At 70.1% G+C, this 13,227-nt stretch carries 8 protein-coding genes and 3 tRNA genes; 8 read left to right on the top strand and 3 right to left on the bottom strand.

The window, feature by feature from the left end; genetic code table 11:
* The 3 genes from ACIQRL_RS10025 to ACIQRL_RS10015 form a co-directional block, all read right to left on the bottom strand.
* The coding region (locus ACIQRL_RS10025; RefSeq protein ID WP_401329450.1) for a DEAD/DEAH box helicase at positions 1-1,829 on the bottom strand (1,829 nt) is incomplete at its 3' end.
* A 363-nt stretch (positions 1,830-2,192) separates the two neighbouring features.
* The gene (locus tag ACIQRL_RS10020) at positions 2,193-2,711 is read right to left on the bottom strand and encodes a hypothetical protein (RefSeq protein WP_401329447.1); all 519 of its coding nucleotides are present in this window, start codon (positions 2,709-2,711) and stop codon (positions 2,193-2,195) included.
* A gap of 194 nt (positions 2,712-2,905) precedes the next feature.
* On the bottom strand, positions 2,906-4,003 hold the full coding sequence (locus ACIQRL_RS10015; protein ID WP_401329444.1) for a serine hydrolase domain-containing protein: 1,098 nt from the start codon (positions 4,001-4,003) through the stop codon (positions 2,906-2,908).
* A gap of 318 nt (positions 4,004-4,321) precedes the next feature.
* Between ACIQRL_RS10015 and ACIQRL_RS10010 the strand changes: the two genes are divergently transcribed.
* The 8 genes from ACIQRL_RS10010 to hrpA all read left to right on the top strand — a co-directional run bounded on the left by ACIQRL_RS10010 (position 4,322) and on the right by hrpA (position 13,165).
* Positions 4,322-4,672, top strand: coding sequence for a metallopeptidase family protein (locus ACIQRL_RS10010; RefSeq protein WP_401329441.1), 351 nt, complete (start codon positions 4,322-4,324; stop codon positions 4,670-4,672).
* Positions 4,673-4,771: 99 nt separating this feature from the next.
* Positions 4,772-6,355, top strand: a complete 1,584-nt coding sequence (locus ACIQRL_RS10005; RefSeq protein WP_401329438.1) for a metallophosphoesterase — start codon at positions 4,772-4,774, stop codon at positions 6,353-6,355.
* An 80-nt stretch (positions 6,356-6,435) separates the two neighbouring features.
* Positions 6,436-6,508, top strand: a tRNA-Glu gene (locus tag ACIQRL_RS10000).
* Between the two features lie 46 nt (positions 6,509-6,554).
* Positions 6,555-6,629: transfer RNA gene (locus ACIQRL_RS09995), tRNA-Asp, on the top strand.
* Between the two features lie 24 nt (positions 6,630-6,653).
* A tRNA-Phe gene (locus tag ACIQRL_RS09990) sits at positions 6,654-6,727 on the top strand.
* 69 nt (positions 6,728-6,796) lie between these two features.
* Positions 6,797-8,425, top strand: coding sequence for a hypothetical protein (locus tag ACIQRL_RS09985; protein ID WP_401329435.1), 1,629 nt, complete (start codon positions 6,797-6,799; stop codon positions 8,423-8,425).
* A gap of 181 nt (positions 8,426-8,606) precedes the next feature.
* Entirely contained in the window at positions 8,607-8,990 is a 384-nt protein-coding gene (locus ACIQRL_RS09980) for a hypothetical protein (RefSeq protein WP_401329432.1), read from the top strand.
* A gap of 197 nt (positions 8,991-9,187) precedes the next feature.
* Positions 9,188-13,165 carry an ATP-dependent RNA helicase HrpA gene (gene hrpA / locus ACIQRL_RS09975; RefSeq protein WP_401329429.1) on the top strand — a complete coding sequence of 1,326 codons (3,978 nt, stop codon included), beginning with the start codon at positions 9,188-9,190 and terminating at the stop codon, positions 13,163-13,165.
* Positions 13,166-13,227 lie beyond the last annotated feature (62 nt).

Genomic DNA, 13,227 nt, shown 5'->3' with positions numbered 1-13,227 from the left:
CGGTTGAAGCCACCGCCACTGCGGTTGTCGTCACGACGCTCGAAAGAACGGCCACCACGGTCATCGCGGTTGAAGCCGCCACCACTGCGGTTGTCGCGGTTGAAGCCACCGCCACTGCGGTTGTCGTCACGACGCTCGAAAGAACGGCCACCACGGTCATCGCGGTTGAAGCCGCCACCACTGCGGTTGTCGTCACGGCGGAAGCCGCCACGGTCGTTGTCGCGACGCTCGTAGTTGCCCCGCTCGTCGCGGCGCTGACGCGGCTCGTACGCGGGACGCTCGGCCGGCTCGGCGACGACGGCGGCCTCGTCGGCCGGGGCCTCGACGACAGCCTGCTCGGCGGCCTCGGCGGCGGCCGCGACGGCCACCTCCGGGTCCTCGCCGCGCTCACGGGCGGCGCGGGCGACCAGACGGTCGGCCTCACCGCGCAGCTCGGCGGCGCGACGCTGCGCGCGCTCCAGCTCCTTGGTGAGCTGGGTGACCTCACGCTCGGCCTGCTGGGCGGCGTCGCCCGCGGACTGGGCCTGGACCTCGGTCATCGAGCGGGCGCCGGTGATCTCGGCGACCTCGGGCTCGAAGGCCGTACCCGAGTTGATGATGTGACGCGCGGCGTCGACGCCCGCGTCCTCCATCAGCCGGAAGATCTGGCGGCGCTGGTGCGGCAGCGACAGCGACACGACGGTGCCGGAGCGGCCCGCGCGAGCGGTACGGCCGGAACGGTGCAGGTAGTCCTTGTGGTCGCCGGCCGGGTCCACGTTCAGGACCAGGTCGATGCCGTCGACGTGGATACCGCGGGCGGCGACGTCGGTCGCGACGAGCGCGTTGACGTAACCGTCCTTGAAGTCGGCCAGCGTCCGCGTACGGGCGCCCTGCGTCATGCCGCCGTGCAGCGCGTCGGCCTTCACACCGGCGTCGCGGAGCTGCTCGGCGATGCGGTCGGCGCCCAGCTGGGTGCGGACGAAGATGATCGTGCGGCCCTTGCGGGAGGCGATCGCGGCGGTGACCGGCGCCTTGTCCTTGGGCTTCACGATGAGGATGTGGTGCGACATGGTCGTGACGTTGCCCTGGGCGCTGTCGACCTCGTGCGTGACCGGGTTGGTCAGGTAGCGCTTGACCAGCGTGGAGATCTCGTTCTCCATCGTGGCCGAGAACAGCATGCGCTGGCCGCCGGCCGGGATCTGGTCGAGCAGCTCGGTGACCTCGGGCAGGAAGCCCAGGTCCGACATCTGGTCGGCCTCGTCGAGGACGGCGATCTGGGTGTTCTCCAGCGAGCAGGCGCCGCGGTTGATGATGTCGCGCAGACGGCCCGGGGTGGCGACGAGGACGTCGACGCCGCGCTCCAGGGCGTAGATCTGGTTGCCCATCGACGTACCGCCGCAGACGACCTTCATCTTCAGGCCGAGGACGTCGCCGTAGGGCTGCAGCGCGTCGGCGACCTGCATGGCCAGCTCACGGGTCGGGGTGAGGATGACGGCGCGCGGCTTCTTCTTCTCGGTGTGGCCGCCGGCGAGCTGCGCCAGGGTCGGCAGACCGAAGGAGAGGGTCTTGCCGGAGCCGGTGCGGCCACGGCCGAGGATGTCCTTGCCGGCCAGGGCGTCCGGGATGGTCGCGGCCTGGATCGGGAAGGGGCTGGTCACACCGTTCTGCGCGAGCTTGCGGACGATGCCCTCGGGGAGACCGAGGTCCTCGAACGTCATCTCGGGGGCGGTCTCGACGGCCTCGACGGACTCGATGACCTCGACGGCCTCAAGGGTCTCGATGACCTCGACCGCGTCGTTGTTCTCGTTGTTCTCGGGCACGACGACGTGATCAGTACTGGAAACAGACATGCGAAATGCGAACCTTCCGGAGTTCTTCGGCACGCGCCCAAACTCCGTGAAGTCGCAAACGACCGCCTCTATGCGGTCCGGCCACGGCAAGGGAGAGTACGCGCCACGCGGCGCTCTCTGCGGCGGCGCCGGGCAAATGGGATCAAACGATCTACTACCATACGCACCCTTCCCCCATGAAGGCAAACTGAGCCTCCTACGACCAGGTGGGGGTGCGTTCTTAGCCACCTGCTCGCATCAACAAAGCTACCTCGGCCGCGCCGACCGCGCTGTTGAACCGGCCACATCCAGGGCCCCGATCCCCGTGAACCCCGCCACATCCGCCCTCTCCACTAGGTCCGGCAGCGACGGCCCCGACGCCCGCTACACGGGAGAGCCCGCCTCAGGGGCCGGTTCCCGCTGGACCAGCTGCGTCACCGGCTGCTCGTGCGCCGACGACGACGGCTCCGCCGAACCGGGGTCGGGCGCCGGCGGCGACGAGACGGGCGGGGGCTCGGGGGTCGGCTCCGCCGTGTCGCGGGTGGGACTCGGCTGGCCTCCCGGCGGCACGGAGTCCGTGGACGGCCCCCCGCCCTTCTCCGTCGCCTTCGCGGACGGCTTCGCGCCCGGGGACGCCGACGCCGAGGCGCCGTCGGACGCGGACTCCCCCGGCTTCGCCGAGACCTTGCCGCCCTTGCCGCCCTTTCCGCTCTTCCCGCCGTACGACCCGACTCCGCCGCCGCCCACCGCGGTGCCGCCGCCGGGCGCCACGCCGGCCCGTCGCCCGGCCGAGTGCGAGGGCCCCGGGCGCCCCGCGTCGTCGCCGACGCTCATGCAACCGGCGGCGGCGGCCACGGCCATGACCGTGGCGACCAGACGGACGGGTACGTACAAGGCGCGCACGGGCGGCCACCTCCGAACGGGGTGTCCCCCGCTCTGGAGAAGCCGGGAGCGTGGGGAGAAACGGGAGTTCTCCCTGTCCAACTCCCGCCGCCCGCAAGAAGACACGCGCCCCCCGGTCCCAACCGGGCCCGGGGGGCGTACGAAGAGCCGTGTTCTTCCCGCGCGGCGAGAGGTGGTCCGGGAGGTGCCGCGGGTCAGCCGATCGCCAGCGGGGTCTCCGGGGCGAGCGCGGCCGCGATGCGCTGGGCGACCACTTCGGCCATGTTGCCGTCGGGCGTGTCCTTGGTCTTGGTGGCGTTGACCGCGATGGCGAGACGGTCGGACGGGAGATACGCCTGGATCGCCGCGTAGCCCGAGAACGACGGGTTCTGCAGAACCCATCCGTTGATCACGATGACCCCGAGCCCGAAGTGCTTGGCCTCGGTCTGCTCCAGGCAGACCGTGGCCGGACAGGTGGCGGTCGCGTGGCCGAGGCCGACCGTCCCGGGGTTGATCAGGGTGCGGTAGGAGCGGTGCGAGAGGAGCTCGCCGCTGCCGATGGCCGCCGCCGAACGGGCCAGGTCGCAGACGTGCGTGGTGATGACCGCGCCGGGCGCGGTGGTCCACGACGGGTTCCAGAAGGTGGACTCCTCGTACAGGCCGCGCTCGGACGTGAAGGCGTGCAGGACCGGAGGCGGGATGTCGGGGGTGAAGTTGTTCCGGGTGTTGTCGAGCCCCAGCGGACCGGTGACCCGCTCCTTCAGGAACCTGTCGATCCGGGTGCCGGTGATCTTCTCCAGCGCCTGGATCAACAGCACGTAATTGGCGTGCGAATAGCTCCAGTTGGTGCCCGGCTCGTACCAGAACGGATGGCTGTACGGGTAGGCGAGCAGCTGGTTCGGGGTCCACTGGCGGAACGGGTGGGCCTCCAGCTCGGCCAGGAAGGCCGGGTCGGTGACGTAGTCGTGCAGCCCGGTGGTGTTGGTGGCCAGCATCCGCAGGGTGATCCGGTTCGCCTTGGGCAGCGTGGGCAGCCAGCGCTCCACGGTGTCGTCGAGGCGGACCTTCCCCTCCTCGACGAGCTGGAGGAGGGCGGTGCCGACGTAGGAGAAGGCCACGGAACCGGCACGGAAGTGCATGTCGGGCTGGGCCGGGACACCGGTCATGGACTCGCCGAGCGCGTCGGTGAGAACCTCGCGCCCATGGCTGGTTACCTTCAGCTCCACCGATTTCAGATGGAGTTCGGCCTTGGCCTTGCGGGTGATGCCGAGAACCTCACGGGCCTCGCCGTCGAGCGGTCTCGCCGTCCTCACACAGTCGCTTCTGTCATGGCGTCCGGGGCCCCGGGCGAACGCCGGCGCGGCGGCGGTGGTCTGGACCGTGACGGCGAGGAGCGCGGCACAGAGGAGGGCCCCCCGGGCGCGCGCACGCGCCCTCGGACGCGTCGGGGATGGGGTGCGTGTCATGCCCGCACTATCACCGGATAATCCATGCCAATTCGACAGCACACTCCGGAACTGGTATGAGACACCCCATGTGGGGCAGGCGACCGGTTTCCCCTCCACCGGATCCGGCCCTCCCGGGCCTCCGTCGTACGCCGCACGGGGCGCGCCGTCCCCGACAATGGCCTTGTGCTGGAGATGACGCGCGAAACCTTCGAAGAGCTCGTGAGCCAGGCGCTCGACCGGATCCCGCCCGAACTGACCCGGGTCATGGACAACGTCGCCGTCTTCGTCGAGGACGAGCCTCCGGCGGACGACCCCGAACTGCTGGGCCTCTACGAGGGCACCCCGCTCACCGACCGCGGCGAGTGGTACGCCGGGGTGCTCCCCGACCGCATCTCGATCTACATGGGCCCCACGCTGCGCATGTGCGAGACCACGGACGCCGTGGTCCACGAGGTCGCGGTGACCGTGATCCACGAGATCGCCCACCACTTCGGCATCGACGACGAGCGACTGCACGAACTGGGCTGGGGCTGACCGGAGCACGAGCGGGCCCGCGGCCGAGCGCGAGCCCACGGCCCGCGAGGGCGGCGGAACTCCCGCATACCCGCCCCAGCCCTTGGGCATACGGGACCAATGGTCCGCGTCCTCGTTGCCGCAACCGCCACCGTCCGCCGCACGATCCACCGCGCCCGCCCGGCGCCGCACGCGCTCACCCGCCGCCGCCACGGCCGCCGCACAGGCCCGGCGCTCGAACTCGGCGCCCGGCCGAACCCGTACGCCCGCGCGTTCGGACTGCTCTGCGTGGTGCTGCTCGGCGCCTGGCTGGGACTGCTGGTCGTGGGCGACGTCCGCGTCCCGGTCGGCCCCATGAACACCACCATGACCCTGCGCCCCTCCCTCACCGGCGGCACGAAGATCAACATCTCTCCGCTCGGCGCACTGGAGCTGCGCAGCCACGAGGCCCCGCTGCGCCTCGACGTGGACGTGGACCGGCTCGACCCGGAGCGCTCCCAGGCCCTCGTCGACCACCCGGAGCGGCTCGCCGGGCTCCAGGACGAGGTCGTGCGGGACGTCGAGCAGGGCACGCTCGACCTGGCCGTCCGCTCCTGCATAGCGGTGGTCGCCGGCGCCTCCGCCCTCGGCCTGGCGGTCTACCGCCGGCCGCGCCAGGCCCTCACCGCGGGCGGCCTCGCCCTCGCCCTGCTGGCCGCCTCGGGAGCGACCGCCCTCGCCACCTGGAACCCCGAGTCGGTCCTGGAGCCGAAGTACTCCGGGCTCCTCGCCTCCGCACCCTCGCTGGTCGGCAACGCCCGCAGCATCGTCAGCGAATTCGACGTCTACCAGAAGGAGTTGGCCCGCCTGGTGACGAACGTGACGAAGCTGTACGACGTCACCTCCACCCTCCCCGGCTACGAGCCCGACCCGACCACGATCCGGGTCCTGCACGTCTCCGACATCCATCTGAACCCGGCGAGCTGGAAGATCATCGCCTCGCTGGTGAAGCAGTACGACATCAATGTGATCGTCGACTCCGGCGACACCATGGACCACGGCTCGGCGGCCGAGAACGGCTTCCTCGACCCGATCCGGGACCTGGGCGCCCCCTACGTCTGGGTCCGCGGCAACCACGACTCGCGCGAGACACAGCGCTACCTGGAGCACACGAGGAACGTCCACGTCCTCGACGACGGCCGGGCGGTCACGATCGCGGGTCTGCGCTTCGCCGGCATCGGCGACCCCCAGTTCACCCCGGACCGCTCGGCCGCGCCGGGCGGCGACGCGGCGGAGCAACTCGCGGGCGCCCGGTTGGCCTCGGCCCTGCGCGACCAGCGCGCCGCGGGCACCCCGGTGGACATCGCCATCGCCCACGAACCGTCGGCCGCGCGCGGGACGGACGGCCAGGTGCCGATGGTGCTGGCCGGTCACCTCCACCACGAGGGGATGGAGGTCATGGAGCACGGCACCCGGCTGCGCGTCGAGGGTTCGACGGGCGGCAGCGGACTGCGCGCGGTCGAGGGCCAGTACCCGGACCCGATCGAGGCCTCGGTCCTCTACCTCGACCGCGACACCCGTCTGCTGCAGGCCTGGGACGAGATCAGGCTGGGCGGTCTCGGCCAGACGACGGCCGAGGTCAGCCGCCATCTCCCGAAGGAGAACCAGCCCGGCGCCACGCCGTCGCCGAGCCCCTCCCCGAAGCCCTCCGGGACCTCCCGGTAAACCGTTTTGGCGATACCCCCCGCCATCCCATATGCTCATGACGTCCCCGACGCGCTGAGAAGCGCCCAGGCGGGCCGATAGCCCTCATCGTCTAGCGGCCTAGGACGCCGCCCTTTCAAGGCGGTAGCACGGGTTCGAATCCCGTTGGGGGCACGCAACACCGTGTGCGACACTGTTCACGCGTCGCACGCAACAGCTTGGTCCTGTGGAGCAGTTTGGAGTGCTCGCCACCCTGTCAAGGTGGAGGCCGCGGGTTCAAATCCCGTCAGGACCGCTGAGGTTTCTCCGGAAGCCTCGTGGCTGGGTAGCTCAGTTGGTACGAGCGATCGCCTGAAAAGCGATAGGTCGCCGGTTCGACCCCGGCCCCAGCCACAAGAACGAGAACCCCCTCCGGGTTGACCGGAGGGGGTTCTCGTCTTTCGTGGAACCTGAGGGGGGTTCTTGAGACACATCGCCAGAGGACTGGTGACGGCCGGCGCCGTCCTGGTCGCCACCTTCGCGATACCCGGCACGGCCCATGCCGCGGGACCGAACGTCACGGACGCCTACAGCGACCAGGCCGACTGGTCGGTGCTCGACGTCCGCCTGAACTACAGCGGCTCGATCGACAAGATCACGGCCAGGCTCCGCCCGGCCGGAAGCGACGCGTCGGCCGCGCCCGTGGCCACGCTCACCGACTTCACGTACAAGTACTTCACCAGCTCGTGGGACGGCACCTGGGCCTCCCAGCCCATCCATCTGGACACCCTGGGCGACTACACGGTCGACATCGAGGCCACGGACTCCTCGGGCGGGACCACCGTCCGGCAGGACGCGGGCACGCTGCACTACGTGAAGCAGCCCGTGTTCACCGGTTACTCGGTCACCCCGACGCAGCCCGACATCGAGCACAGGACCGTCACGGCCGACGGTGACATGGTCGTCCGCGATCCCAGCACCCGCGAGACGGTGCCGCTGCCCGGCGCCACCGTGAACCTCACGTTCGACCAGAACGTCGACGCGACCGCCGTCACGGACGCCGAAGGCCACTTCTCGGCCTCCCACGAGACCACGGCGGGCGGCTGGACCTTCGCCGAGTACCGGGGCGACCTGGGCTACGCCGACAGTCCCTGGATCACGGTCAGCCCGAAGGCCGCGCCGACCCGGTTCGTCCTCGACAAGAGCAGCTTCCACGTCACCGCGAACGACAAGTTCACCGTCGCCGGCACGCTCCAGTACCAGCTCGACGGGGTCTGGAAGCCGCTGTCCGGTATCCCGCTGGAGATGGACTACAAGGACTGCACCACGTGCAGCCCCGTGCAGTCGACCACCGACGCGAACGGCCGCTTCTCCTTCACCAGGTACGCGTACGGCAGCAAGGAGGTCTACGAGGTCGGCTTCCCGCCGTACCCGTACAACGCCTTCATCCAGCGCACCGCGACCGCCGACGTCACCGTCGCGGCCACCGCCACGCCGAGGTTCACCGAGTTCACGGCGCGACTGGACGAGTACGCGCAACTGGAGATCACCGGCAGCGTCGACCTGGTCGGGCGGGACACCAACGACCGGATCGCCGTCGACATCCAGTACTCGCCCGACGGCAGGACCGGCTGGAGCACCAGGAAGACGGTGCAGACCACCAACGGCTCGCAGTTCATCGTCGAGAGGCTGCCGGGCTTCACGGACGGCTACTGGCGGCTGCACTACGGCGGCTCCACCGCCAAGGACATCAAGGGCGGTGTCAGCACGAGCCTGCGCAGGTACCGCGCCCTCACCCGGATCAAGGACGCCAACGCGTCCCCCGAGCCCGTCTACAAGGGCCGGACGATCACCGTGAAGGGCGTGCTCCAGGAGCGCGCGGCCGGCAGCACCGCCTGGAAGGCGTACGGCGCCAAGAAGGTGCAGATCCTCTTCCGGCCCAAGGGCAAGACGACCTGGTACCTCATGTCCACCGTCACCACGAAGTCGAACGGATCCTTCAGCAAGGGATTCAAGGCCCAGCAGGACGGCACCTGGGTGCCCGTGTTCCTGTATCCCGACAGCAAGCACTTCGTGGGCGAGGGCACGGAGGACTACGTCGACGTGCGATGACACCCGCGCGGAGGGGATGACACCCACGCGGACAGCTTGAGGAGGGGCGGACCCGAAGGGGTTCGCCCCTTGTCCGTGCCCGGGGACGGGTGCGACCGGTGAGGGGCGTGTGGCTTGGCACCGCGACCGGGCGGCGCTACCTTCTGGCTGATCGATCAGGTTCCTTCGGGGTGGGGAAGACATGAGCCGGGACGAGGCCAGAGTTGTTCAGGACACCGAGCTGGAGAAGGACCGGGCCCGGTACGGGCTGCTCGCGGTCGTCATCAGCAATCTCGCGATCGTCGGCGTCGCGGTCTTCGGGGTCTGGCAGCTCCACGGCGACGAGGCGGTGAGCGTCGGCGTGCTGACCGCCGCCTTCACCGCGGTGAGCGGCACGACCACGGCCTACCTGGGCATCAAGGCGGTCTCGAACACGGCCAGGGCCATGGCACAGCCGCAGGTCCACGCCCGGGAACCGGTCCCGGGACCGGCGTCGACCCCGGGAGCGGCCACGCCGTCAGCGGCGGTCCCGGCGCCGGCGGCCTCCCCGGAACCGGCCCGCGACCAGCCGCGACCCCAGGAGTAGCCAGGGACCGGCGGCGCCCCCGGGACTGCGCCGGCCGCACAGCGGCGAGCACCGGAACACGGTGCCGTCCCCCGTGGCGGAACCGGCTCCCGCCCGTCCCGCCACAGGTCCGGAAAGCGGCGCGGGCGGGGCCCGAGGACCTGGGCGCGCAAAAGCGTTCGCCAGGGATTTCCCCGGGATGAGATCCTGGACCGCGTATGTCTACGCACCCTGCCCCCGCCCTCGGCGATCTCGCCGCCCGTCTGGCCCAGCTGTCCCTGCGCGACGCGCACCGGCTCGGGCGCAGGCTCGAAGGCGCGCGCAAGATCCACAAGCCCGAGGCCCGCTCCGCCGTGTTCGCCGAGATCGAGGCGGAGGTCGCGAAGGGCGAGGTCCGGATGGCCGAGCGACGCGCCCGCGTGCCCGCCATCACCTATCCCGAGCAGCTCCCGGTCAGCCAGAAGAAGGACGTGATCGCGGAGGCCATCCGTGATCACCAGGTGGTGATCGTCGCCGGTGAGACCGGGTCCGGCAAGACCACCCAGATCCCGAAGATCTGCATGGAGCTGGGACGTGGCGTCCGCGGCATGATCGGGCACACCCAGCCCCGTCGTATCGCCGCCCGTACCGTCGCCGAGCGGGTCGCCGACGAGCTGGACACGCCGCTCGGCGAGGCCGTCGGCTGGAAGGTCCGCTTCACCGACCAGGTGAACCCGGACGCCACCTTCGTCAAGCTCATGACGGACGGCATCCTGCTCGCCGAGATCCAGACGGACCGCGAGCTGCGCGCGTACGACACGATCATCATCGACGAGGCGCACGAGCGGTCCCTCAACATCGACTTCCTGCTCGGCTACCTCGCCCAGCTGCTGCCCAAGCGGCCCGACCTCAAGGTCGTGATCACCTCCGCGACCATCGACCCGGAGCGCTTCTCCCGGCACTTCGGCGAGGCCCCGATCGTCGAGGTCAGCGGGCGGACGTATCCCGTGGAGGTGCGCTACCGCCCCCTCCTCGAAGAGGACTCCGAGGACGCGGACCGCGACCAGATCACCGCGATCTGCGATGCCGTCGAGGAACTCCAGGCCGAGGGCAAGGGCGACATCCTCGTCTTCCTGTCGGGCGAGCGCGAGATCCGCGACACGGCCGACGCGCTGACGAAGAAGAACTACCGCTTCACGGAAGTCCTGCCCTTGTACGCCCGGCTCTCGCACGCCGAGCAGCACCGCGTCTTCCAGCAGCACACCGGCCGCCGGATCGTTCTGGCGACCAACGTCGCCGAGACCTCCCTGACCGTCCCGGGCATCAAGTACGTCATCGATCCGGGCACCGCGCGCATCTCCCGGTACAGCCACCGCACGAAGGTGCAGCGGCTGCCCATCGAGCCGGTCTCGCAGGCCAGCGCCAACCAGCGCAAGGGCCGCTGCGGCCGTACGTCCGACGGCATCTGCGTCCGGCTGTACTCCGAGGACGACTTCCTCGCCCGGCCGGAGTTCACCGACGCCGAGATCCTCCGCACGAACCTCGCCTCCGTCATCCTCCAGATGACCGCGGCCGGCCTCGGCGACATCGAGAAGTTCCCCTTCATCGACCCGCCGGACCACCGCAACATCCGCGACGGCGTCCAGCTCCTCCAGGAACTGAACGCGCTGGACCCGGCGGAGAAGGACGCCCGCAAGCGGCTCACGCCGACCGGCCGCAAGCTCGCCCAGCTTCCCGTCGACCCCCGGCTCGCCCGGATGGTCCTGGAGGCCGACAAGAACGGCTGCGCCCGCGAGGTCATGGTGATCGCGGCCGCGCTCTCCATCCAGGACCCGCGCGAGCGGCCGTCCGAGAAGCAGGCGCAGGCCGACCAGCAGCACGCCCGCTTCAAGGACGAGACGTCCGACTTCCTCGCCTTCCTCAACCTGTGGCGCTACCTCCGCGAGCAGCAGACGGAGCGCGGCTCGTCCGCGTTCCGCCGGATGTGCAAGCAGGAGTACCTGAACTTCCTGCGCATCCGCGAGTGGCAGGACATCTACAGCCAGCTGCGGACGGTCGCCAAGCAGATGGGCATCCATCTGAACGAGGAGGACGCGCCCGAGCAGAGCGTCCATGTGTCCCTGCTCGCCGGTCTGCTCTCGCACGTCGGCATGAAGGACGTGAAGGAGACCGGCGGGGAGAGCGGGAAGAGCACGGGCAAGAACGAGTACCTGGGCGCGCGCAGCGCCAAGTTCGCGATCTTCCCGGGCTCGGCGCTCTTCAAGAAGCCCCCGCGCTTCGTGATGTCGGCCGAGCTCGTCGAGACCTCGCGGCTCTGGGCGCGCGTCAACGCCCGCATCGAGCCGGAGTGGGTCGAACCGCTGGCCGGCCATCTCCTCAAGCGGACGTACAGCGAACCGCACTGGGAGAAGGACCAGGCCGCCGTGATGGCGTACGAGAAGGTCACGCTGTACGGCGTGCCGATCGTCGCGCAGCGGAAGGTGAACTACGGGCGGATCGACCCGGAGGCCAGCCGCGAGCTGTTCATCCGCAACGCGCTCGTCGAGGGCGACTGGCGCACGCACCACAAGTTCTTCGCCGACAACCGCAAGCTGCTGACCGAGGTCGAGGAGCTGGAGCACCGGGCCCGTCGCCGGGACATCCTGGTCGACGACGAGACCCTGTACGACTTCTACGACCAGCGGGTGCCCGAACACGTCGTGTCCGGGGCGCACTTCGACTCCTGGTGGAAGCACAAGCGGCACGAGGAGCCCGAGCTCCTCGACTTCGAGCGCTCGATGCTCATCAACGACCGGGCCGGCGCGGTCTCGAAGGACGACTACCCCGACTCCTGGCTGCAGGGGCGGCTGAAGTTCCGGGTGACCTATCAGTTCGAGCCGGGCGCGGACGCGGACGGCGTGACCGTCCACGTCCCGCTCCAGGTCCTGAACCAGGTCACGGACGAAGGCTTCGACTGGCAGATCCCGGGGCTGCGGGAGGACGTGGTGACGGAGCTGATCCGTTCGCTCCCGAAGCCGATCCGGCGGAACTACGTTCCCGCCCCGAACTTCGCGCAGAAGTTCCTGGAGCGGGCCGTGCCCCTCCAGGAGCCGCTGACCCTGACGATGGCGCGCGAGCTCAAGCGCATGGTCGGAGTGCCGCTGACGGCCGACGACTTCGACTGGTCACGGCTGCCCGAGCATCTGAAGATCACTTTCCGGATCGTCGACGAGCGGCGGCGCAAGCTCGCCGAGGACAAGGACCTGGAGGCGCTCAAGCTCCGGCTGAAGCCGAAGGCGCGCCAGGCGATCTCGCAGGCCGCCGCGGCGACGGCGGAGCGCGAGGGCGGCGAGTCCCTGGAACGCTCGGGGCTGACGGACTGGACGATCGGCTCGCTCCGGCGGGTCTTCGAGACGCGCCGGGCCGGCCAGCCGGTGAAGGCGTACCCGGCGCTCGTCGACGACGGCCCCGCGGCGAACACCGTCTCCGTGCGGCTCTTCGACACGGAGGCCGAACAGGCCGAGGCCATGTGGAAGGGCACCCGCCGGCTGATCCTGCGGAACATCCCGGTGAACCCGGGCAAGTTCGCCTCGGACAAGCTCACCAACGCCCAGAAGCTCGCCCTGTCCGCGAACCCGCACGGCTCGGTCCAGGCGCTCTTCGACGACTGCGCGATGGCGGCGGCGGACAAGCTGATCGCGGACTTCGGCGGCCCGGCGTGGGACGAGGAGTCCTACCGGAAGCTCTACGACAAGGTGCGCGCCGAGATCGTCGACACGACCGTGCGCACGGTCGGCCAGGTGCAGCAGGTCCTCGCCGCCTGGCAGGCCTGTGAGCGCCGTCTGAAGGGCGTCAGGAGCCCGACGCTGCTCGCGAACCTGGCGGACGTACGGGGGCAGCTCGACGCCCTGGTGAAGCCCGGTTTCGTCACGGCGACGGGACTGCGGCGGCTGCCGGACCTGATGCGCTATCTGGTCGCCGCGGACCGCCGTCTCCAGCAGATGCCGACCGGTGCCCAGCGGGACACCAGCCGCATGGAGAAGGTCCACGAGATGCAGGACGAGTACGCCTGGCTCCTGGAGCAGCTTCCGCAGGGCCGGCCGGTGCCCTCGTCGGTGCTGGACATCCGCTGGATGATCGAGGAGCTCCGGGTCAGCTATTTCGCCCATGCGCTCGGCACGGCGTACCCCGTCTCGGACAAGCGGATCGTGAAGGCGATCGACGCGGCCGCCCCGTAACGGCACCTGTACGTGCGGTGAGTTCGACCCTGGGCCCACCCTCCTGTACAGTCTCATTTCGC

The sequence above is a fragment of the Streptomyces sp. NPDC091209 genome (genome assembly GCF_044757755.1).
Classification (GTDB): domain Bacteria; phylum Actinomycetota; class Actinomycetes; order Streptomycetales; family Streptomycetaceae; genus Streptomyces.
Note: the sequence above shows the minus strand (reverse complement) of the source record. Positions and strands in the feature narration are given on the sequence as shown.